Annotated in this window: 18 protein-coding genes, 2 rRNA genes and 1 other annotated feature (1 of these 21 running past the window's edge); of the genes, 14 read left to right on the forward strand and 6 right to left on the reverse strand. The window is 37.0% G+C overall.

Going from position 1 to position 21,947, the window contains the following annotated elements; all coding sequences use genetic code 11:
• From MHH69_RS18670 to asnB, 5 genes are all read left to right on the forward strand, one after another.
• Positions 1 to 1,283 (forward strand): 23S ribosomal RNA (locus tag MHH69_RS18670) (it extends 1,637 nt beyond the left edge of the window).
• Between the two features lie 60 nt (positions 1,284 to 1,343).
• Positions 1,344 to 1,459: ribosomal RNA gene (gene rrf, locus MHH69_RS18675) — 5S ribosomal RNA — on the forward strand.
• Between the two features lie 691 nt (positions 1,460 to 2,150).
• On the forward strand, positions 2,151 to 3,617 hold the full coding sequence (gene guaB, locus MHH69_RS18680; RefSeq protein ID WP_122973504.1) for an IMP dehydrogenase: 1,467 nt from the start codon (positions 2,151 to 2,153) through the stop codon (positions 3,615 to 3,617).
• Between the two features lie 173 nt (positions 3,618 to 3,790).
• Positions 3,791 to 5,089 carry a D-alanyl-D-alanine carboxypeptidase family protein gene (locus MHH69_RS18685; protein ID WP_148037837.1) on the forward strand — a complete coding sequence of 433 codons (1,299 nt, stop codon included), beginning with the start codon at positions 3,791 to 3,793 and terminating at the stop codon, positions 5,087 to 5,089.
• Between the two features lie 153 nt (positions 5,090 to 5,242).
• Positions 5,243 to 7,078 (forward strand): asparagine synthase (glutamine-hydrolyzing), encoded by a 1,836-nt coding sequence (gene asnB, locus MHH69_RS18690; RefSeq protein ID WP_122973502.1) that lies wholly within the window; start codon positions 5,243 to 5,245, stop codon positions 7,076 to 7,078.
• A gap of 34 nt (positions 7,079 to 7,112) precedes the next feature.
• Here the strand turns inward: asnB and pdxR are convergent, their stop codons facing one another.
• Positions 7,113 to 8,516: a MocR-like pyridoxine biosynthesis transcription factor PdxR gene (gene pdxR, locus MHH69_RS18695; RefSeq protein ID WP_174232715.1), complete on the reverse strand. Its 1,404-nt coding sequence runs from the start codon at positions 8,514 to 8,516 to the stop codon at positions 7,113 to 7,115.
• A gap of 106 nt (positions 8,517 to 8,622) precedes the next feature.
• Here pdxR and pdxS point away from each other — a divergent pair, with 106 nt between their 5' ends.
• From pdxS to serS, 3 genes are all read left to right on the forward strand, one after another.
• Positions 8,623 to 9,507, forward strand: a complete 885-nt coding sequence (gene pdxS, locus MHH69_RS18700; protein WP_122973501.1) for a pyridoxal 5'-phosphate synthase lyase subunit PdxS — start codon at positions 8,623 to 8,625, stop codon at positions 9,505 to 9,507.
• The gene (gene pdxT, locus MHH69_RS18705; RefSeq protein WP_122973500.1) at positions 9,507 to 10,112 is read left to right on the forward strand and encodes a pyridoxal 5'-phosphate synthase glutaminase subunit PdxT; all 606 of its coding nucleotides are present in this window, start codon (positions 9,507 to 9,509) and stop codon (positions 10,110 to 10,112) included. The genes pdxS and pdxT overlap by 1 nt, the downstream gene beginning before the upstream one ends.
• Before the next feature lie 69 nt (positions 10,113 to 10,181).
• Positions 10,182 to 10,399, forward strand: a binding site (T-box leader).
• A 100-nt stretch (positions 10,400 to 10,499) separates the two neighbouring features.
• Positions 10,500 to 11,783 carry a serine--tRNA ligase gene (gene serS / locus MHH69_RS18710; RefSeq protein ID WP_122973499.1) on the forward strand — a complete coding sequence of 428 codons (1,284 nt, stop codon included), beginning with the start codon at positions 10,500 to 10,502 and terminating at the stop codon, positions 11,781 to 11,783.
• Positions 11,784 to 11,908: 125 nt separating this feature from the next.
• Here the strand turns inward: serS and MHH69_RS18715 are convergent, their stop codons facing one another.
• Positions 11,909 to 12,361, reverse strand: coding sequence for a DUF5412 family protein (locus MHH69_RS18715; protein WP_341362912.1), 453 nt, complete (start codon positions 12,359 to 12,361; stop codon positions 11,909 to 11,911).
• A 111-nt stretch (positions 12,362 to 12,472) separates the two neighbouring features.
• Positions 12,473 to 13,786, reverse strand: a complete 1,314-nt coding sequence (locus MHH69_RS18720; RefSeq protein WP_122973497.1) for a short-chain fatty acid transporter — start codon at positions 13,784 to 13,786, stop codon at positions 12,473 to 12,475.
• A 261-nt stretch (positions 13,787 to 14,047) separates the two neighbouring features.
• On the opposite strand from MHH69_RS18720, the gene MHH69_RS18725 reads away from it, so the two are divergent.
• Positions 14,048 to 15,202, forward strand: a complete 1,155-nt coding sequence (locus MHH69_RS18725; RefSeq protein WP_341362913.1) for an aminotransferase A — start codon at positions 14,048 to 14,050, stop codon at positions 15,200 to 15,202.
• A gap of 52 nt (positions 15,203 to 15,254) precedes the next feature.
• Here the strand turns inward: MHH69_RS18725 and tadA are convergent, their stop codons facing one another.
• Positions 15,255 to 15,779 carry a tRNA adenosine(34) deaminase TadA gene (gene tadA / locus MHH69_RS18730; protein WP_174232718.1) on the reverse strand — a complete coding sequence of 175 codons (525 nt, stop codon included), beginning with the start codon at positions 15,777 to 15,779 and terminating at the stop codon, positions 15,255 to 15,257.
• A 222-nt stretch (positions 15,780 to 16,001) separates the two neighbouring features.
• Between tadA and MHH69_RS18735 the strand changes: the two genes are divergently transcribed.
• From MHH69_RS18735 to MHH69_RS18745, 3 genes are all read left to right on the forward strand, one after another.
• Positions 16,002 to 16,643: a deoxynucleoside kinase gene (locus MHH69_RS18735; protein ID WP_122973585.1), complete on the forward strand. Its 642-nt coding sequence runs from the start codon at positions 16,002 to 16,004 to the stop codon at positions 16,641 to 16,643.
• A complete protein-coding gene (locus MHH69_RS18740) occupies positions 16,640 to 17,308 on the forward strand; it encodes a deoxynucleoside kinase (protein WP_122973584.1) in 669 nt (222 codons plus the stop codon). The genes MHH69_RS18735 and MHH69_RS18740 overlap by 4 nt, the downstream gene beginning before the upstream one ends.
• A 216-nt stretch (positions 17,309 to 17,524) precedes the next feature.
• Positions 17,525 to 18,298, forward strand: coding sequence for an SDR family NAD(P)-dependent oxidoreductase (locus MHH69_RS18745; RefSeq protein WP_206613383.1), 774 nt, complete (start codon positions 17,525 to 17,527; stop codon positions 18,296 to 18,298).
• 46 nt (positions 18,299 to 18,344) lie between these two features.
• Here the strand turns inward: MHH69_RS18745 and MHH69_RS18750 are convergent, their stop codons facing one another.
• Positions 18,345 to 19,103: an MBL fold metallo-hydrolase gene (locus MHH69_RS18750; RefSeq protein WP_341362914.1), complete on the reverse strand. Its 759-nt coding sequence runs from the start codon at positions 19,101 to 19,103 to the stop codon at positions 18,345 to 18,347.
• A 72-nt stretch (positions 19,104 to 19,175) separates the two neighbouring features.
• On the opposite strand from MHH69_RS18750, the gene MHH69_RS18755 reads away from it, so the two are divergent.
• The gene (locus MHH69_RS18755; RefSeq protein ID WP_174232717.1) at positions 19,176 to 19,709 is read left to right on the forward strand and encodes an LOG family protein; all 534 of its coding nucleotides are present in this window, start codon (positions 19,176 to 19,178) and stop codon (positions 19,707 to 19,709) included.
• Positions 19,710 to 19,934: 225 nt separating this feature from the next.
• A complete protein-coding gene (locus MHH69_RS18760) occupies positions 19,935 to 21,158 on the forward strand; it encodes a threonine synthase (protein ID WP_122973588.1) in 1,224 nt (407 codons plus the stop codon).
• Positions 21,159 to 21,392: 234 nt separating this feature from the next.
• On the opposite strand, the gene MHH69_RS18765 is transcribed toward MHH69_RS18760, so the two are convergent.
• Complete coding sequence (locus tag MHH69_RS18765; protein WP_122973582.1) at positions 21,393 to 21,773, reverse strand: sodium:proton antiporter; 381 nt, start codon at positions 21,771 to 21,773, stop codon at positions 21,393 to 21,395.
• Between the last annotated feature and the right edge of the window lie 174 nt (positions 21,774 to 21,947).

Below are 21,947 nucleotides of genomic sequence, written 5' to 3' on the forward strand. Positions count from 1 at the left end.
GCGGGAGGTGCCCGTACCGCAAACCGACACAGGTAGTCGAGGAGAGAATCCTAAGGTGTGCGAGAGAACTCTCGTTAAGGAACTCGGCAAAATGACCCCGTAACTTCGGGAGAAGGGGTGCTCTCGTGAGAGAGCCGCAGTGAATAGGCCCAGGCGACTGTTTAGCAAAAACACAGGTCTCTGCAAAACCGTAAGGTGACGTATAGGGGCTGACGCCTGCCCGGTGCTGGAAGGTTAAGAGGAGGGGTTAGCATTAGCGAAGCTCTGAATTGAAGCCCCAGTAAACGGCGGCCGTAACTATAACGGTCCTAAGGTAGCGAAATTCCTTGTCGGGTAAGTTCCGACCCGCACGAAAGGCGTAACGATCTGGGCACTGTCTCAACGAGAGACTCGGTGAAATTATAGTACCTGTGAAGATGCAGGTTACCCGCGACAGGACGGAAAGACCCCGTGGAGCTTTACTGTAGCCTGATATTGAATTTTGGCACAACTTGTACAGGATAGGTAGGAGCCAGAGAACTCGGAGCGCCAGCTTCGAGGGAGGCGTCGGTGGGATACTACCCTGGTTGTGTTGAAATTCTAACCCATACCCCTTAGCGGGGTAGGAGACAGTGTCAGGTGGACAGTTTGACTGGGGCGGTCGCCTCCTAAAAGGTAACGGAGGCGCCCAAAGGTTCCCTCAGAATGGTTGGAAATCATTCGTAGAGTGTAAAGGCACAAGGGAGCTTGACTGCGAGACCTACAAGTCGAGCAGGGTCGAAAGACGGGCTTAGTGATCCGGTGGTTCCGCATGGAAGGGCCATCGCTCAACGGATAAAAGCTACCCCGGGGATAACAGGCTTATCTCCCCCAAGAGTCCACATCGACGGGGAGGTTTGGCACCTCGATGTCGGCTCATCGCATCCTGGGGCTGTAGTCGGTCCCAAGGGTTGGGCTGTTCGCCCATTAAAGCGGTACGCGAGCTGGGTTCAGAACGTCGTGAGACAGTTCGGTCCCTATCCGTCGTGGGCGTAGGAAATTTGAGAGGAGCTGTCCTTAGTACGAGAGGACCGGGATGGACACACCGCTGGTGTACCAGTTGTCTTGCCAAAGGCATCGCTGGGTAGCTATGTGTGGACGGGATAAGTGCTGAAAGCATCTAAGCATGAAGCCCCCCTCAAGATGAGATTTCCCATTACGCAAGTAAGTAAGATCCCTCAAAGACGATGAGGTAGATAGGTTCGAGGTGGAAGTGTGGTGACACATGGAGCTGACGAATACTAATCGATCGAGGACTTAACCAAATCTTGAATGCATTCAATGTCTTTATCCAGTTTTGAGAGAACAAGCTCTCAACTAAATAGTCTAGTGATGATGGCAAAGAGGTCACACCCGTTCCCATACCGAACACGGAAGTTAAGCTCTTTAGCGCCGATGGTAGTTGGGGGCTTCCCCCTGTGAGAGTAGGACGTTGCTAGGCGAACAAGGACCACTGAAATTCAGTGGTCTTTTTTTATACCTAAAAAGCCCCCAACGTACAAAAAGCCGAAGGCTTTAATCGGCGCGTTTAAGAACAAACAAAAGTACAGAAGAAAAAACTCGAGAAGTGGGAGGACCGAGGAAAACAAGGAATCAAGGAGGCCCGAAGCGCAGTGTACTTGGTACATGAGCATCGGACTGACGCAGATGACGCAGTTTTCCGATGTGTCATCGCGCTTCGCAGAAAGCGTCGATGGTAGTTGAGGGGTGCCCCTGTGAGAGTAGGACGTTGCTAGGCAAATAGTGACCATTGAATTTCAGTAAGCCCCCAAAGTTCAGTACGTTTATAAAAATGATAGGTAAATAAATTGAGTCTTAATAAAAACTTAGAAACAGGCACTAATAATAATAAGTGGAAATTAAAAGAGGAAAATTTACCGAAACTTAGTTGAATTCGTTTACATTAAAAAGTGATAGAAAAAAGTATATTTAAAAAAGTGATCTATAGAATTCTGTATCGTTACTTAATAAATTTCGAAGTTAAGTAAATAATAATCAAGGTTGGTTCATTATTTTAAAATGGGAGTATAAATAATCGGAATAATCTTTCTTTTTAGAGAATCTTGACACTTACAATTCATGTTGATAATCTTACAATTAATATTCTTTAAGAACTAGGAGGCATTTACGAAATGTGGGAAACGAAATTTGCCAAAGAAGGCTTAACATTTGATGATGTTTTATTAGTACCAGCACATTCAGAAGTATTACCAAAATCTGTGGACTTATCAGTACAACTTACTCCAAAGATCAAACTGAATATTCCAATTGTAAGTGCAGGTATGGATACTGTTACTGAATCAAAAATGGCTATTGCAATGGCTCGCCAAGGTGGAATCGGAATTATTCATAAAAATATGAGTATTGAAGAACAAGCTGAAGAAGTTGAAAAAGTTAAGCGATCTGAAAATGGCGTAATTACGAACCCGTTCTTTTTAACGCCAGAACATCAAGTATATGATGCAGAGCATTTAATGGGTAAATATCGCATTTCGGGTGTGCCAATTGTAAAAAATGAGGAAGATTTAACATTAGTAGGTATCATTACAAACCGTGACTTACGTTTTATTTCTGATTACTCATTAAAAATTGAAGATGTTATGACGAAAGCAGAGCTTATTACAGCTCCTGTTGGTACAACATTAGAAGAAGCTGGAAAAATTCTTCAACAATATAAAATTGAGAAATTACCAATTGTTGATGAGGATGGTAAATTAACAGGTCTTATTACAATTAAAGACATTGAAAAAGTTATTGAATTTCCAAATGCAGCTAAAGATAATTTAGGAAGATTATTAGTCGGTGCTGCTGTTGGTGTATCAAAAGATACAATGCCACGTATTGCAAAACTGGTAGAAGCTCAAGTGGATATTGTAGTAATTGATACAGCACACGGACATTCACAAGGCGTAATTGAAACGGTAAAACAAATTCGTGAAGCATACCCAGAATTAGAAATCATTGCCGGTAACGTTGCAACTGGAGAAGCTACACGCGCATTATTTGAAGCTGGTGCAGACGTTGTAAAAGTTGGTATTGGACCTGGTTCAATATGTACTACTCGTGTAGTAGCGGGTGTTGGGGTACCTCAAATTACTGCTGTTTATGATTGTGCTACTGTTGCTCGTGAAATGGGTAAAACAATAATAGCAGATGGTGGAATTAAATATTCAGGTGATATCGTAAAAGCACTTGCTGCAGGTGGACATGTTGTAATGCTTGGTTCTTTACTAGCAGGTACTTCAGAATCTCCTGGTGAAACGGAAATCTTCCAAGGTCGCCGTTTTAAAGTTTATCGTGGTATGGGTTCATTATCAGCAATGGAAAAAGGTTCTAAAGATCGTTATTTCCAAGAAGACGCGAAAAAATTAGTTCCTGAAGGTATTGAAGGTCGTCTTCCTTATAAAGGACCATTAGCAGATACGATCCATCAATTAGTTGGTGGTATTCGTGCAGGTATGGGATATTGTGGAGCGCCTAACTTAGAATATTTACGAGAAAAATCACAGTTTATTCGTATGACTGGAGCAGGACTTCGGGAATCTCATCCCCATGATGTTCAGATTACAAAAGAAGCTCCAAACTATTCTATTCAATAAATGGAACCTAAGTACTTTATTAACGTCTATGGTAGATGTTAATAAAGTGCTTTTTTATTTAAACGTAATATTTTTCTTGCACTTTCTATGATAAAATGACGAAAGTAGATTAAAAAATTTAATGGAGGTATTTTTTTGTGAGAACATCTAAGAAAACATCTTGGGTTAGCCTAATGATGATTCCACTTCTGTTAATCAGCATGTTTGTTATGTCACCAAGTAATGCAAGTGCTGAAACAGATTTAGGTATAAATGTATCTGCTGCGATATTAATCGATGCTGAAACAGGAAAAATATTATATGAAGAAAACGCTGATCAACCTTTAGGAATTGCGAGTATGTCAAAAATGATGACAGAGTATATTCTTTTAGATGCGGTTAAAGAAGGCAAGATTTCTTGGGATCAGCAGTACCATGTTAATGAGTATACATATAAAATGTCACAAGATCGTGCATTAAGTAATGTACCGTTAAGAGAAGATGGTACTTATACAATTAAGGAACTTTATGAAGCAATGGCAATTTACTCAGCCAATGCAGCAACGGCAGCAATAGCTGAAACGATTGCTGGATCTGAAACTGAGTTTATCAAATTGATGAACGAAAAAGCTGAAGAAATCGGTTTAGAAGACTATAAATTTGTTAACTCTACTGGATTAAATAATTCGGATTTATTTGGTATGCATCCAGAAGGTACAAAAGCTGAAGATGAAAACGTTATGCCAGCAAAATCAGTGGCAAAATTAGCCTATCATCTATTAAAGGATCATCCGGAAGTTTTAGAAACATCTAGTATTCCAAAAAAATACTTCCGTGAAGGCACAGATGACCAAATTGAAATGGAAAACTGGAACTGGATGTTAAAAGGCTTAGTAAGCCAATATGAAGGCGTAGACGGCCTTAAAACGGGTTCTACACCTTTTGCTGGACAATGTTTCACAGGAACGGCAGAACGTAATGGGACACGTTTAATAGCAGTGGTTATGAATGCTGTAGATGCAAAGGGAAATGAATCACGTTTAGCACGTTTTGATGCTGCGAAAAAATTATTTGATTATGGTTTCGGACAATTTAAAAAAGAAGAGATTGTTCCTGCTAACTATCAATTTAAAGGCAACGAAACAATTGATGTAACTAAAGGAAAAGAAGATAAAGTAGAAATAGCTGTTGAAGAACCAATTTCTTTCATGGTTAAAACAAATGAAAAAGATTTATATGTCCCTAAAGTCGTTTTAGATCAAAAATCAATTGAAGCGGATGTGAAAAAAGGGACTGTCGTTGGTAAAGTTGTAATTGAACGAACTGAAGGAACGGATTACGGATTTATCGATGGGGAAAGTTATTCTACAAATGTAGTAACAACGAGTAACGTAGAACGTGCAGGAGTCATTTCATTATTCTTCCAAGGAGTAGGTAGCTTCTTCGGGAATATTTGGGATGGTATTTCTGGATTCGTTGGTGGATTATTTTAATTAATGTTGCAACAAATAAAGCTGTTCTGTAAGCAAAAGCTTATAGGACAGCTTTTTTATATTTAGCGATAGCTATTCACAATCTTTTTTTTCTTGGACAAAATAAGTTTGCCCAAAGTCTTCATAAGCTAGTAGGTGAAGGAGCGTGATAAAGTGTGCGGCATTACAGGTTGGATTGATTTTACAAGGTCGATAAAGAACAGTGAAGAGATTGTTAAAGGAATGACGGAAACGTTAAATAAGAGAGGACCTGATGATGGCAATGTATGGTGCAGCACACATGCTCTACTAGGGCATCGTCGTTTAGCTGTTATTGATTTAATTGGTGGTAAACAACCAATGACGAAGATACACCAAAATGCATCCTATGTCATCGTGTATAATGGAGAACTTTATAATACGGATGAGATTCGCCAAGAATTATTAAAAAGAGGGTACACTTTTTCAACATCTTCAGATACAGAAGTGTTGTTAGCCTCTTTTATTGAATGGAAAGAGCAGTGTGTGGATTATTTAAATGGAATCTATGCTTTTGCTGTATGGGACGAACAACAAGAAACGTTATATGCTTTTAGGGATCGTCTAGGTGTAAAACCTTTCTTTTATTCTTTAAGTGAAGGTTCTTTTTTATTTGGATCTGAAATTAAAGCAATACTTGCCCACCCATCGATAACGCCTCAAATTGATCGACAAGGTTTAGCAGCTCTACTGAGCATCGGGCCTTCTCGTGTACCTGGTAATGGAGTATATAAAGGAATTGAGGAATTAGAGCCAGGGCATGCTTTAACATTTTCAAAAGAAGGTTTAAAGAAATGGCGTTATTGGAATGTAAAAAGTCAAAAGCACGAACAGTCCTTTGAAGAAACCGTAGAGCACGTACGTTTTTTAGTAACAGATGCAATTAAACGTCAGCTAGTTTCTGATGTCCCACTTTGTACATTTTTATCCGGCGGGTTGGATTCCAGTATTATTACTGCTATTGCTGCGAATACGTACAATGAAGAAGGGCGTACTCTCCATACGTATTCCATTGATTATGAAGGAAACGAACAATTTTTTGAAAAAAATGATTTCCAAACCTCTATGGATAGCTATTGGATAAATAAAATGACGGAAACTTTCCATACGAAACATTTTGATATAATTCTTTCTCAAAAGGATTTAGTAGATAAGTTAGAAGAAGCAATGTTAATACGTGACTTACCAGGTATGGTGGATATTGATAGTTCACTTTTACTCGCTTGCCGCGTTATTAAAGAAAATTTTACAGTAGCTTTATCAGGAGAATGTGCCGATGAAGTATTTGGTGGATATCCGTGGTTCCATAAAGATTATGACCAGTTCCCATGGATTCGTTCCATCGATGAAAGGGAAGGATTTTTACGAAAAGAATGGCAGTCGAAACTACAATTAAAGGAATTTATGAAACATGCCTTTGAAGAAACAGTAAAAGATTCTCCAACACTTGAGGGGGAAAATCCAAAAGAAGCGAAACAAAGACAACTATTTTATTTAAATATGCGTTATTTTATGCAAACATTATTGGAACGAAAAGATCGGATGAGTATGGGTGGAAGTTTAGAGGTTCGAGTCCCATTTGCAGACCATCGAATCGTAGAATACGTCTGGAATATTCCTTGGGAAATGAAAAACGTGGGAAATATGGAGAAAGGACTGTTACGAAAAGCGGTTGAAGGTCTGTTACCAGAAGAAGTATTATATCGGAAAAAGAATCCATATCCGAAGACGTATCACCCTGCTTATACAGAGGGAGTGAAAGAACTATTAAATAGTCTTCTTCAAAGGAAAGAGTCGATTCTACATGAATTGTTTGAAAAGGAACAATTGGAACAACTCGTACTTTCTGGTGGTGCTTCATTTAAAGTACCATGGTTTGGACAATTAATGGCAGGTCCCCAATTACTAGCCTACTTAATTCAAATCGATCGCTGGTTTGAACATTATAATATTCAATTAATCGACCAATAAAAGAGGGAGTCTCATTAGGAGACTCCCTCTTATTTCATTTTTTTCGAATACCCCAACAAGCCATTAATTGATGGATGGCTGGCTCAATATCAACTAAGTCAATCCCACCAAAACCAAGTAAAAAGGTAGGACGCTCGTATTTAATTGGTTTTAATAAATAATCCGATACAGGGTAAACAGCAATATTCAGTTCATTGGCTTGTTGCTTTAGTTCTTGTTCAGTTTTTTCTAATGGGACAGATATTAAAACATGCATGCCGGCTTGGTCTCCTGTAATAGTAATTTCAGGATAAAAGGTTTCGAAAGTGTTCGTAAGTTTATCATGTTTTTTTCTATAAATTTTGCGCATACGATTTAAATGTTTTGCAAAATGACCGTCTTTCATAAAGTTTGCTAAAATATGTTGATCAAATCTAGGAACAGTTGCGGAATAATCGCTAAATATTTGTTTATAGGCTGTCAAAAGAGTAGAAGGTAATACAAAATAAGCAACACGTAATGAAGGCATTAATGATTTTGTAAAGGTACTCATATAAATTACTTTTTCATTTTTATCCATTCCTTGCAGAGCTGGAATCGGTTTTCCAATATAACGAAATTCACTATCATAATCATCTTCAATAATATATCGATTTGTCCCTTTGACAGCAGCCCATTTCAGTAGTTGTGTTCTTCGAGCAGCTGATAGCACTGCCCCAGTAGGGAACTGGTGAGATGGTGTGATATAAACAATGTTAGCGTCGGTTTTCTCCAACTCATCTACGATTAAACCGTCTTCGTCAACGGGAATAGGAATTGCATTATTTTGTAAATGGATTCGAGGTATTGCCGAATATCCTGGGTTTTCTAGAGCAAATTTTGAACTATCTTCAAGTAAGCGCAAAATCATTGGAAGTAATTGTTCTGTCCCTGATCCAATGACGATTTGTTCCGGATTACAAATAATCCCTCGAGATTGGTATAAATAATTTGCTATTTCAAATCGTAATTCATATTCACCTTGAGGTTCCCCAACTTGTAAATATTCCTTTGAAGTATTGTCAAAAAGTTCTTTTGCGTATTTTCTCCATAGGGTAAAGGGAAAGGACTCGGTATCTATTTTCCCTGGATGGAAATCATATTGATATTTTTTAGTGATTCGCGTTTCGATGGTTACTTTAGACTGTTCTTTTTCAACATAAGGAAGCGTATCAATCTCTTCTACAAAAAAACCTACCCGTGGTTTCGAAGTAATATAACCTTCAGCAAGTAATTGTCCATAGGCGATTTCAATCGTCGTTTGACTAATATTTAAAAAATCGGCAAGCTTCCGTTTAGAAGGTAATTTTGTCCCGACGTCAATTTGTTTTGTAATAATTGCATTTTTCATTCCAATATAAAGCTGTTCATACAAAGGTTTAGAACTATTTTTTTCTAGTTCAAATATGAGCATATCCAACTGCCCCACCCCTAACTGACCTTGTTATATTTTGTAATATTGACTCTTTTTATATGGTCAATATTGATTATACTAAAAATCAATAAAGCAGGGGAGGTTTTTTAAAATGAAATTAGTTGGAACAGAACGAGTAAAACGTGGAATGGCAGAAATGCAAAAGGGTGGCGTTATTATGGACGTCATTAATGCCGAACAAGCAAAAATTGCAGAGGCTGCAGGTGCCGTTGCAGTTATGGCATTAGAAAGAGTACCATCAGATATTCGTAAAGCGGGAGGAGTAGCCCGTATGGCGGATCCTCGAATCGTTGAAGAAGTGATGAATGCTGTAACAATCCCTGTTATGGCAAAGGCGCGAATTGGCCATATTGTGGAAGCTAGAGTGTTAGAAGCGATGGGTGTTGATTATATTGATGAGAGTGAAGTATTAACACCGGCCGATGAAGAATTCCATTTATTAAAAAGTGATTATACTGTGCCGTTTGTATGCGGTTGCCGTGACCTTGGGGAGGCAGCCCGTCGCATTGGAGAAGGGGCATCGATGCTACGTACTAAAGGTGAACCAGGTACAGGAAATATTGTTGAGGCCGTTCGTCATATGCGTAAAGTGAATGCGCAAGTACGTCGGGTAGTTGGAATGAGTACAGATGAATTAATGACTGAAGCAAAGTTATTAGGTGCACCTTTTGAAGTGCTCGTTGAAATTAAAAAACTAGGACGCCTACCTGTAGTCAATTTTGCTGCCGGTGGAATTGCGACACCAGCAGATGCTGCACTCATGATGGAACTAGGAGCAGATGGCGTATTTGTAGGTTCTGGTATTTTCAAATCGGAAAACCCTGAGAAGTTTGCCCGTGCTATTGTGGAAGCAACAACTCATTATAAAGACTATAAATTAATTGCAGAAATTTCTAAAGAGCTGGGTACACCAATGAAAGGAATTGATATTGCGACACTGTCTGATAGTGAACGAATGCAGGAGCGTGGATGGTAATGTGGAGAATAGGAGTATTAGCCTTACAAGGTGCCGTTAGAGAACATATTGATCAAATTGAAAAGCTTGGTTGTGAGCCAGTCCTTGTCAAAAGTGTAGAAGATTTAAAAGATCTTAATGGACTAATTTTACCTGGTGGAGAAAGTACAACAATAAGAAAACTATTAGATCGATATGAACTGTTGAATCCGATTCGAACATTGGCCCAAAACGGATTGCCTATATTCGGAACGTGTGCAGGTTTAATCTTATTAGCTGACGAAATAGTTGGATACGAATCGCCCCATTTAGGTTTAATGGATGTAGTTGTTGAGCGAAATTCTTATGGGAGACAAGTAGATAGTTTCGAGGTAGAGTTATCAATAAAAGATATTGGTGAAGATATTCCAGCAGTTTTTATTCGTGCTCCCCATATTGTGTCAGTAGGAAAAGAAGTAGAAGTATTAGCGAAACAAGATGAACGGATCGTACTTGCCCGTGATCGCCATTTTTTAGGCTGTTCCTTTCATCCAGAATTAACAGAAGATGTTCGTATTCTGAAATATTTTGTGGAAATGATTAAACAATGTCATAACACTTCTCTTGCAAAATTGAATAGCATATAGTACTCTATGGTTAAATTTATCTTTCATTAAAATGTTTTAATGGGGAACACTATAGTCAATAAATATATGTTAACATCGATGATAGGAAGTAGTAACAAGCACGTTTTTTCTAGAGAGTCAGCGGCTGGTGGAAGCTGATAAAAACCCTTGTGAATCCGTCCTTGAGTTGCCGAGCTGAATTAGCAGTAGGTTCTGGCCGGTTGAAAAGCCGTTATGAGATAAGTGGATTAGATAGATGGTTTGTCTAGTCAATTAGGGTGGCAACGCGGGTAGCTCTCGTCCCTTTTTAGGGATGAGGGCTTTTTTATGTTTTTATTGCTCTAGCAAAGTAAAGTGACAGGGGTGCAATGGTAGTACTTTTATAAATCAAAAAATGGAGGAATCAACATGTTAGATATTAGACGTGTCCGTGAAAATTATGAGGAAGTAAAAAAAATTCTTCTTACTCGTAATGAAGATTTAGGGAATTTCGATGAGTTTGAGGAATTAGATGGAAGACGCCGGGATTTAATTGCGAAAACGGAAGTATTAAAAGCAGAACGCAACAAAGTATCAGAACAAATTTCAATTATGAAACGAAACAAAGAAAATGCAGATGAAGTAATCGCCCGCATGCGTGAAGTTGGAGAAGAAATTAAACAACTTGATAACGAACTGCGTGAAGTGGAAGAAAAATTTGAATACATGATGATGCGTTTACCGAACATTCCCCACGAATCAGTTCCTGTAGGGGAAACAGAAGACGATAATATTGAAGTATTAAAGTGGGGTGAATTGCCAAACTTTAATTTTGAAGCCAAACCCCACTGGGATTTAGCTACAGACCTGCAAATTGTAGATTTTGAACGTGCTGGAAAAGTAACGGGTAGCCGTTTTGTATTTTACCGTGGATTAGGGGCTCGCTTAGAAAGGGCTTTAATGAGCTTTATGATGGATTTACATGCAGAAGAACATGGGTATGAAGAAATGTTACCACCTGTAATTGTGAATCGAGATAGCTTAACTGGAACGGGACAATTACCGAAATTTGAGGAAGACGTATTCAAATTAGTGGATACGGACTACTTTATGATTCCAACAGCTGAAGTACCTGTGACAAACTTCTTCCGCGATGAAATTATCGATGGAGAAATTTTACCGAAGGGCTTTGCAGCATATAGCTCTTGTTTCCGTTCTGAAGCAGGATCTGCCGGTCGTGATACTCGCGGTTTAATTCGCCAACATCAATTTAATAAAGTGGAGTTAGTTCGTTTTGTTAAACCTGAAGATTCTTATGATGAATTAGAAAAACTTACAGGGCATGCTGAAAAAGTGCTTCAATTATTAGGATTACCTTATCGAAAATTATTAATGTGTACAGCAGATCTTGGCTTTACAGCTGCAAAAAAATATGACTTGGAAGTATGGATGCCAACTCAAAATATGTACCGTGAAATTTCTTCTTGTTCTAACTTTGAAGACTTCCAAGCTCGTCGCGCAAACATTCGTTTCCGTCGTGAACAAGGAGCAAAACCAGAATATGTTCATACATTAAACGGTTCAGGTTTAGCAATTGGCCGTACAGTAGCAGCCATTTTAGAAAATTACCAACAAGAAGATGGAAGTGTCGTAATACCGGAAGTACTTCGACCTTATATGGGTGGTAAAGAAGTAATTGCCCCTAATAAATAAACTGTAAAAAGAGTAGCAAATTTTTTGCTACTCTTTTTTTGCATTGATTATGTATGGACTAGTGTGCAATCCCCACCATTACATAGAAGATACTTTCCTAGTAACTCAGTAAAGAAGGTCTTATTTTACGAGCCGTTTTTAGATTGTTCAGAGCTGTAACATATATATTTTTTCTTCATTTTATAATGGCTACAAGCTGAGCCTAATTCGTCATATATTTCTTTTCCAACTATTAAATTAATATTTCTATTTTCAAATTCGTTATAATTTGTAATGGAAAGTATATTCCCATCTAGCCAAGTTAATCGGACATTTCCTTTTGCATCACTAAAATAAACTGTTCGCTCGATATTATCTTCTAAATGAAAAATAACATTAACAAACATATTTACCCCGCCTGCAGCCCCACCATAATTTTGATAGTAAACTTGAGCGGAATAGGAACCATCTGGAGACGTAATAGCTTTTCCATCTTTTTCACCATCAAACTGGATAAAGTCATAGGTGAAATAATTGGTAATGAAATAAATAAAACATAGGGCGATACATATTACCAGCCATTTTACTACTTTACACATATGAAAGCCCCCTTTGTAGAAGGAAACGTAATACGATACACTTTGTTCCAATTTAATAAAAAAATGCATATTGCCAAAGAAGCAATATGCATAGTGAAAGTTATTTTTTTATTAAAATAATAGGAATCCGACACTTATAATTATCCCAGTAAAAATTAGAACGAATAGGCAAAAGCCCATAATATCTTTTGCCTTTAACCCTGCAATTGCTAAGGCAGGCAAAGCCCAAAATGGCTGAATCATATTTGTCCAAGCATCGCCCCATGCAATGGCCATGGCAGTTTTTGCATAATCTGCCCCCATTGTCTGAGCTGCTTCTAGCATGATGGGAGCTTGTACGGCCCACTGACCTCCGCCTGATGGAACAAAGAAGTTCACTAGTCCAGCAGAATAGAAAGTAAATAAATAAAAAGTAACGTCATTCGAAATGTTAATAAACCATTCCGAAAACACAATGGCTAAACCAGAAGCGGTCATCATGCCCATAATTCCTGCATAAAAAGGGAATTGAAATACAATCCCTGTCGTTGTTTTAATCGCTTGCTGTGCAGCTGCTAAAAAACGTTGGGGAGTACCGTGGAAAATGATACCTAAAATAATAAAAATCGTGTTCACAACATTTAAATCCAATGAAAAGCCTTTTGTTACAAAATGATAAATTAAATATGAAAGCCCTATAAGTCCAATTAAAATCGTTAAAAATGTACTTCTTTCCGTCCATGAAGCAAAGGTTTTTTCGGCAGGAGGAAATGATTGCGTCTCTTCCTCTAATAATGCTGGATCCACTTCAACTACATCTTCCTCTTTCGGCATCATCCAGCGATTGAAGAACGGTAAAGTTAGACCAATTGTAAGAACAATAAATAAATTATAAGGTGTGAATATTGTACCGGAAGTAGGGACTACCCCCATTAATTCCGAAAAAGGATGCCCATCTGTTGCGATAGAAAGGGGAATCGAACCAGCTAAGCCCCCATGCCAAATAACAAATCCAGAGTATGCGCTAGCAATTAATAAACGATAATCCACTTTTTTAACTTGTCTTGCAATTTCCTTTGCAAATAAAGCACCTATGACTAGTCCGAAACCCCAGTTAATCCAACATCCAATTAACGAGATAAATGTAACGACAATAATAGCTATACTTGGTTTCTTAATTTTACTAGCCATAGAGGATAAAAACTTTTTAAATAATGGACTGTTAGCTAGAATATGACCTGCAGCTAATACAATGACCATTTGCATTGTGAAGGACAGTAAACCCCAAAATCCATCTCCCCAATAGATGACCATATCCAATGGAGAACTATCGGTTAATCCAACTCCGAGTAACAAAACTAATACTGTTAAAATCGCTACGAAAATATAAGGATCTGGTAAATACTTTTCCATAATCGTATTAGAAATTTTCGTTAATGTTTTCAACTCTCTACCTTCTCCTTTCTTATAAATTCATAAAATACTTTAAAAAAGTATTTTTCACTGCATCATATGAAATAAAATCGGCATTTATTTCATATTTAAAAAATAGTTGGATCGTTGGAAAAACATACAGAGAAATACTCCTTTTATTAGAATTTTCTAATGTTATTGAAATTAAATAAGTTGTCCTTTAGAGGAATGTTTTATAATAAAGGTGGGCGTATTGAATAGGTATATATAAATAAAGGTGAAGGAGTAAAATGAATGGAACATTTAATTTATAAAAACTTAAAGAAAATTGAACTGTCTGGTATCCGGAAGTTTACGAATATGTTGGTGGATTATCCAAATGCCATTAATTTAACAATCGGTCAGCCAGACTTTCCGACACCACAGCATGTGAAGGATAAAGCAAAATGGGCAATTGACCAAAACTTCACATCGTATACTCCTAATGCAGGGATACCCGAATTACGAAAAGCAATTTCTCAATTTTATGAAAATCAATATGGATTAACATACAATCCACTAGATGAAATTATCGTAACTCACGGAGCATCGGGTGCATTGACGATTGCTTTACGAACGATTTTAGAGGAAGGTTGTGAAGTGATTTTATCAGCCCCTGCATACCCAGGATATATACCACTTATTGAATTATGTGGGGCAATACCAGTATGTGTTGATACAGCAGATACAGATTTTGTTTTAACCGCTGAACGAATCCAACAACATTTAACAGATAAAACGAGATGTATTATCCTTCCTTCACCATGCAATCCAGTGGGTACGATTATTGAAGGGGAAGAATTACAAAAAATTGCTTCTTTATTAAAGGATAAGGAAATCTTTGTTATATCAGATGAAATATATAGTGAATTAATTTATGAAAAATCTCATCAATCTATTGCTGCCTATGAAGGAATGCGTGAAAAAACGATTGTTATAAATGGTGTGTCCAAATCCCATTCTATGACGGGGTGGCGAATAGGCTATACCCTTGCACCAAGCTATTTAACAAAAGAAATGACTAAATTAAATGGTTATTACATTAGTTGTGCGACAACTATAAGCCAATATGCGGCTCTAGAAGCGTTAACAGCTGGTTTAAATGATCCTGTTGAAATGAAAAAGGAGTATAAAGAACGTCGTGATTATGTGTATAATCGCCTTGTTGGGATGGGAATGGATGTAGTAAAACCAAATGGTGCCTTTTATATTTTCCCGTCCATTAAACACACTAAAATGAGTTCTTTTGACTTTTGTATCGACTTATTAAAGGAGCAGGAACTAGCGACGGTACCAGGGAGTGCTTTTTCTTCCTTTGGTGAAGGTTATATTCGTCTTTCCTTTGCGCAGCCATTAGAAGTTTTAAAAGAGGGTATGGATCGATTAGAGAAATTTTTAGGAAAGTTTTAATAAGAAAAAAGTCGAATTCTATAAAGTAGAATTCGACTTTTTTTATATTTGTTTATATATCTTTATTATTTTCTTGTTGAGATAAAAGCCTTCTCGCCTTTTTCTCTTCCTTTTTTCGCTCCCGGATAGCACGGAAAAAATTAGTAAGCAATTGACCACATTCATCTGCTAAAATGCCCTCTATAACTTCGCATTCATGGTTAAAGCGGGAATCATTTAATAGACGATATAATGAGTCTACACAACCAGCTTTCATGTCTCTCGCTCCATACACAACCCGAGGAACACGGGATTGTAAAATAGCACCTGCACACATTGGACAAGGTTCTAATGTTACATATAGGGTTGTTTCTTCTAAACGCCAACTACCAATAGTTTCACATGCTTGTTGTATTGCCATTAATTCTGCATGGGTTACGGCATTTTGTGAAGTTTCCCTTAAATTGTGGGCCCGTCCAATGATTTTATCTTCATAAACGATAACGGCACCTATTGGTACTTCTCCTAATGCTGCTGCCTTTTTTGCTTCAACTATCGCTTCTTCCATGAATTTGCGATCTTTATCAAAAATATTCACGTACATCGCTCCTTGCTTGTAAGTGTATCACGGTCATTGGGAAAAATGAACTTTCACTAATATTCGCTTGGAGAAAATGGAACAATTCTTTAACTCTAGTAACTTTTGTTTGATTTTTATAATAATTACTTATGAACTTCAATCACTGTCTCTGTTTTTCGACAAGTTGATATGATAAAATGAATAGCATTGACGAATTAGACTAAAAGGAGGGACTTCTCATTGTCTGTTCCATTTATTACAGTCGAGGGTCCGATTGGTGTAGGGAAAACGTCGTTATCAAAGGCGATTTCGGATGCCTTTGACTATCATCTATTGAAAGAGATTGTGGATGAAAACCCGTTTTTAGGGAAGTTCTATGAAAATATTGATGAGTGGAGCTTTCAAACGGAGATGTTCTTCCTTTGTAATCGATATAAACAATTAACGGATATTAAAAAACATATGTTACAGGTAGGATCTCCGGTCGTAGCAGACTATCATATTTTCAAAAATTTAATTTTCGCAAAACGAACATTAAAACCTTCTGAATATGAAAAATATGAAGCCATTTATAATATTTTAACAGCTGATATGCCGCGCCCAAATATGGTGATATATTTACATGCTAGTTTAGATACATTGATGAATCGGATTGCAATGCGCGGTAGAGAGTTTGAAAAAATGATTACCCGGGATTACATAGAACGATTAGCTAAAGACTACCATGAGTTTATTCAACATTTTGAAATGATGCACCCTGATATTCCTGTTATCCAAATTAATGGTGACCAAATCGACTTCGTAAGGAATCAAAATGATTTACAACAAATATTACAATTAGTAGAAGAGAAGCTACAACAAAGGAGTACAAATCAAGAATGAATTTAAGAGAAAAATATCAAATTCCATCGAATACAGTGATTACGATAGCAGGTACTGTCGGTGTAGGGAAGTCAACAATGACAAAGGCTCTTGCAGAAGCTTTACATTTCCGTACATCCTTTGAAAAGGTTGATACGAATCCTTATTTAGATAAATTTTATGATGATTTTGAAAAATGGAGTTTCCATTTACAAATTTACTTCCTAGCCGAACGTTTTAAGGAACAAAAACGGATTTTCGAATATGGTGGCGGCTTTGTTCAAGATCGCTCGATTTACGAAGACACAGGCATTTTTGCGAAAATGCATTATGATAAAGGAACAATGAATCCGACCGATTATGAGACGTACACTAATTTATTTGAAGCTATGGTTATGACACCATACTTCCCTCATCCAGATTTACTTGTATATTTAGAAGGTCCAATCGATGACATCATTGGCCGTATCCAAGAACGCGGTCGTGAAATGGAACAACAAACACCGAAAGATTATTGGATTGAAATGCATGAACGATATGAAAACTGGATTAATAATTTCAATTCATGTCCTGTATTACGTTTAGACATTAATGACTATGATTTAATGGCAAATCCAGACCAAATCGAAAACATTGTGGAACGAATTGCATATATGTTAAAACAAACAAGTCATTTACGTAAATAAATAGCAAACTTTATCAAAGCCTTTTCTACGAACTTTTTGTAGGGAGGCTTTTTTTCATGAAATAAAGCGATTAGAAAAATTTTGTAAAGTCTAATTTATTGAATTTTCAAATTTTAGAGACTATCCTAAAATAGAGTGGTGTTCATTATTTATCTATATTAAATATGAGCTCTAACCTCTTTTGAAAGCGATTACAACAAAAAATGGGAGGTTTTTATGGTGAGTAAACTAGAAAACAAAGTAGCGATTATTACCGGTGGAGCAGGAGGAATTGGAAAAGTTACTGCAAAACGCTTTTTAGAAGAAGGGGCAAAAGTTGTATTAGTTGATTTATTCCAAGAATCTCTTGATGAAACAAAAGCTGAGTTAGAATCCCTTGGAAAAGTAATTGTCGTTCAGGCCGATGTATCGAAAGAGGAAGAAGTAAAAAATTATGTTAATAAAACGGTAGAGCAGTTTGGAAAAATTGATATCTTCTTTAATAATGCGGGTATAGAAGGTAAAGTTGCCCCAATTACTGAACAAAAAGTAGAGGATTTAGATAAAGTATTGGCCGTTAATGTCTGTGGTGTGTTTTTAGGATTAAAATATGTTTTAGCTGTTATGAAAGAACAAGGTTACGGTAGTGTTATTAATACTTCTTCTGTTGCAGGATTACATGGAAGTCCAGACGTTACTCCTTATGTTGCCTCGAAGCATGCAGTTGTAGGTTTAACAAAATCAACAGCGCTAGAAGTAGCACCTTACCAAGTACGTGTAAATTCTATTCACCCATCACCTGTAAATACAAGAATGATGCGTTCTTTAGAAGAAGGTTTTGCTCCTGGACAAGCTGAGGCAGCTAAAGCGAATATGGAAAAATCCATTCCATTAGGTCGATATGGAGAATCAGAAGATATTTCAAATTTAGTTTTATTCCTTGCTTCAGACGACAGTAAATTTATAACTGGAGCTCAATATCGCGTAGATGGCGGTATGGGTGCATTATAAAAATAAAAGCGGGTAGAGAATCGGATTTTCTCTTCCCGTTTTTTAGTTAAAAGTGAAGAATTTCACCTTTTTTTACAATGTTTATATTGGCGCTGTCAATGACTTTCTGAAATTGTTCAACATTGTCGTTATAATGCATGGCATAAAGTTTTGAATAGTATTCTTTAGGGTAATAATCGAGCACTTCTTGTAATGTGGCATGGACACCATTAAAGGTAAAGCTGACATCTTGGAAAATGGCGACCGTGTTCCCATCAACTTGCCCAATAATATTCGCTTCTTTTAGACGTTTTACATCGCTAGTAAATACAATATTGGATTGCAAGGATGCTAATTTAAATCCAAAACTAAGCAATCCATCTGCATGGGTATAACTAGTATCAAAAATTGTAAAGGAATAATCCTCTATTTTATAAACTTCCTTTTCTTTTAAACAAACAAAATTACAAAAATCCTCAACTGTTCGCCCTTGATTTGCAAGTCCGTGGCTAAGTAAACTTTTTAATAAAGTAAGTAATTTTTCATGAACAATAATCGTCGTTTTTAGCGGACTATGTTGCCCATTATTAAATTGCCAAAACCGTTGCATGATCATTTCCTCTAAACCACCGACATGGTCAAAATGTAAATGGGAAATAAAGACAACATCTATATCGGTATAATGGTATCCAGCTTCACGAAGGCTATATCGCAATGTAGAGCCAGCATCAATTAATAGGCATTTTTCATTTAAATGAATGATATAGTTATTATGGAAGTTTGTTTTGGTAAAAGCTCCACCAACTCCAAGAGGGTAAATTTTCATCGCTCTTCTCCTTCTATTTGAAAATTTAATGTTATTCTTGTATTGTATCAAATTGACATGGAGGTATAAAAAATGAACGTAGCCATTTATTGTGGATCACAGACAGGGAAAAGTGCAATTTACATAGAAAGTGCAAAAGAATTAGGCGAGAGATTGGCAAAAGAAAAGATTGGAATTGTATATGGTGGTTCCAACATTGGTTTAATGGGTGCAGTGGCGGATGCTGCCCTTGCCCATAATGGGGAAGTTATTGGGATTATGCCAGAGCATTTACAAAAAAGGGAAATTGCCCATTTGCACTTAACGGAGATTCATTTTGTTGAATCGATGCATGTCCGTAAAAAGAAAATGATTGATCTTTCAAATGCTTTTATCGCTTTACCAGGTGGGTGTGGAACACTAGATGAATATTTCGAGGTGTTTACATGGGCACAGATTGGTTTACATGAAAATCCTGTCATTTTATATAATATAGATGGCTTTTATGATGCCCTCATCCAACATTTTGAAAAGATGTTCGAGGAAGGATTTATACGTGAAGAACAACGCAGTATACTAAAAGTGGCGACGAACGTTAATGATATTATAGCTATTTTGAATAAATAGGATGCTCTTTTTGATAAATCGATGTCATCAAGTGTTGAGTAAAAAGAATTTTTGTTTTAAATAAATAGAAAATTTAGAAAAAGTTACAAACATAGTTGACTTATCGGAAAACTGATATTAAATTTAGTTTAATAGTTGGCTTATTGGACAACCAAAGGCTGCAATGATCTATATTTTGATGGATTATTGTTGCCTTTTTTAATTCTAGGAGGGAATGTGACGATGATGAAATATAGTTATATTACTCATTTAGAGTGCCCAAAGTGCGGTAAAACTTATGAAGAAAATCGAATTCAGCAGTTATGTCAGTGTGGCTCCCCGTTACTAGTACGTTATGATTTAGAAAAAGTAAAAGAAACTATTAACCGTGAGGACATGAAAAATCGCCCTAATACTTTGTGGAGATATCATGAGCTACTTCCAGTCCATCATCAAGAAAATGTAGTATCGCTAGGAGAAGGAATGACGCCATTAAAAAAACTGCCGTATTTAGGAGCTGATTATGGATTAAATAATTTATACATGAAAGACGAAGGGATTATACCAACGGGTTCTTTTAAAACTCGTGGTGCAAGTGTGGGAATTTCAAAAGCAAAGGAATTAGGGGTAAAACATCTAGCAATGCCGACTAATGGTAATGCAGGTGCTGCCTGGGCATTGTATGCAGCAAAGGCGAATATAAAAGCAACAATTGTCATGCCATTAGATGCTCCTGAAATTACTCGAAAGGAAGTATATATTGCTGGTGGAGATTTATATTTAATTAACGGTTTAATTAGTGATGCTGGAAAAGTTGTAGGAAGCTTAGTACAGGAACAAGGGGTTTATGATGCATCTACATTAAAAGAGCCCTATCGGATAGAGGGTAAGAAAACAATGGGTTATGAAATTGTTGAACAATTAGGGTGGAAAGTGCCCGATGTGATTTTATATCCAACGGGTGGAGGTGTAGGCATCATCGGAATCTATAAAGCTATTTTAGAGCTACAACAATTAGGGTGGATTGAACAGGGGAAGTTGCCACGGTTAGTAGCTGTTCAAGCAGAAGGATGCGCCCCAATTGTAGAAGCGTGGAAAAAAGGAGAGAAAGAATCCGTCTTCTTTGAAAATTCAACAACATGTGCATTTGGCATCAATGTTCCGAAGGCTTTAGGTGATTTTTTAGTATTAGAAGGAATTTATGCAACGAAAGGATGTGCTATCGCCGTATCGGAGGAAGCATTACTGGAAGCTCAAAAACTAGTAGCCTCACTAGAAGGTAATTTTATTTGTCCAGAAGGGGCAGCTACATTCGCAGCTGTTAAAACTTTACGTGAACAAGGATGGATTCGAGAAGACGAACATGTTGTATGTTTAAATACTGGATTAGGTTTGAAATATCCTGAAACTGTTGAGATAGAAGATGTTGAAACTCTTCAACCTGGTCAACAGATTCTAATAAAAAATTAAAGGTTATACATGATTGCTGGAAAGGTAAAAGGAAGAGCTGGAAGCACTAAGGGAAGAACAATTCTTTCAAAAAGCATACGAGGAAACTTTAAAACCAGCATTTGGTGATAGCATACAGGTAGAAGATCTTGGTGTAGAAGGAAATATAGAACAATAATCAAATAAAAAGTATCCTTTGTGTTGATCAGTAGAGAATTACTGTAACATAAGGGATACTTTTTATTTTGAGTAAGATTATTTTAAAATTATCGCTACTAGTAGCGGAATGGTCATTAACAGTAAAACACCAAAGCTCCATAAAATTTGCTTTGTTGTCGACATATGTTTAGGACGGATGCTAATCGTATCATATAAGTTGTTAATTGCTCGTTGCTCTTTTTTATATAATAGTTTTTGAAATTGATCATAGTCATCGATGTAGGAGGAAGGAGGCTCTAATCCGAAACGAATAGCTCGCACGTCTTCCGTTACATCTTGATTATCATAAAAATAAAGAATGGTTGGTGCAAGCCCTCCTGTATGCTTAGCAATAACATCAATGTCGAAGGAAACCATTTTATAACCAGTTTCTCCATTTTCTTTTTTATATTGCATAATCAATCGGTTCCGTTTCATATTTATCACTCCTCATTGGATGTAATGAATCGAAGAGTATGCTTCCCCACCATTTTAACCACTTCCTCTACTTTTAATCGGGAACGATCACATAAGTCTAATTAAATTAACCTATTTAACTTCCTATAATAATCCTATAGAATTTAAATTATTACAATATTTTGTTAATTTGGA

Source organism: Ureibacillus sp. FSL E2-3493 (assembly GCF_038077515.1).
GTDB lineage: Bacteria > Bacillota > Bacilli > Bacillales_A > Planococcaceae > Ureibacillus > Ureibacillus halotolerans.

Bases quoted from the DNA above. Each gene is read 5' to 3' on its own strand.
- pdxS (WP_122973501.1), top strand. From the start codon at position 8,623: ATGAAATTAGTTGGAACAGAACGAGTAAAACGTGGAATGGCAGAAATG.
- MHH69_RS18750 (WP_341362914.1), bottom strand. From the start codon at position 19,103: ATGAAAATTTACCCTCTTGGAGTTGGTGGAGCTTTTACCAAAACAAAC.
- MHH69_RS18685 (WP_148037837.1), top strand. From the start codon at position 3,791: ATGATGATTCCACTTCTGTTAATCAGCATGTTTGTTATGTCACCAAGT.
- MHH69_RS18765 (WP_122973582.1), bottom strand. From the start codon at position 21,773: ATGAAACGGAACCGATTGATTATGCAATATAAAAAAGAAAATGGAGAA.
- MHH69_RS18755 (WP_174232717.1), top strand. From the start codon at position 19,176: ATGAACGTAGCCATTTATTGTGGATCACAGACAGGGAAAAGTGCAATT.
- MHH69_RS18725 (WP_341362913.1), top strand. From the start codon at position 14,048: ATGGAACATTTAATTTATAAAAACTTAAAGAAAATTGAACTGTCTGGT.
- MHH69_RS18745 (WP_206613383.1), top strand. From the start codon at position 17,525: ATGGTGAGTAAACTAGAAAACAAAGTAGCGATTATTACCGGTGGAGCA.
- MHH69_RS18715 (WP_341362912.1), bottom strand. From the start codon at position 12,361: ATGTGTAAAGTAGTAAAATGGCTGGTAATATGTATCGCCCTATGTTTT.
- MHH69_RS18760 (WP_122973588.1), top strand. From the start codon at position 19,935: ATGAAATATAGTTATATTACTCATTTAGAGTGCCCAAAGTGCGGTAAA.
- serS (WP_122973499.1), top strand. From the start codon at position 10,500: ATGTTAGATATTAGACGTGTCCGTGAAAATTATGAGGAAGTAAAAAAA.
- MHH69_RS18740 (WP_122973584.1), top strand. From the start codon at position 16,640: ATGAATTTAAGAGAAAAATATCAAATTCCATCGAATACAGTGATTACG.
- guaB (WP_122973504.1), top strand. From the start codon at position 2,151: ATGTGGGAAACGAAATTTGCCAAAGAAGGCTTAACATTTGATGATGTT.
- pdxT (WP_122973500.1), top strand. From the start codon at position 9,507: ATGTGGAGAATAGGAGTATTAGCCTTACAAGGTGCCGTTAGAGAACAT.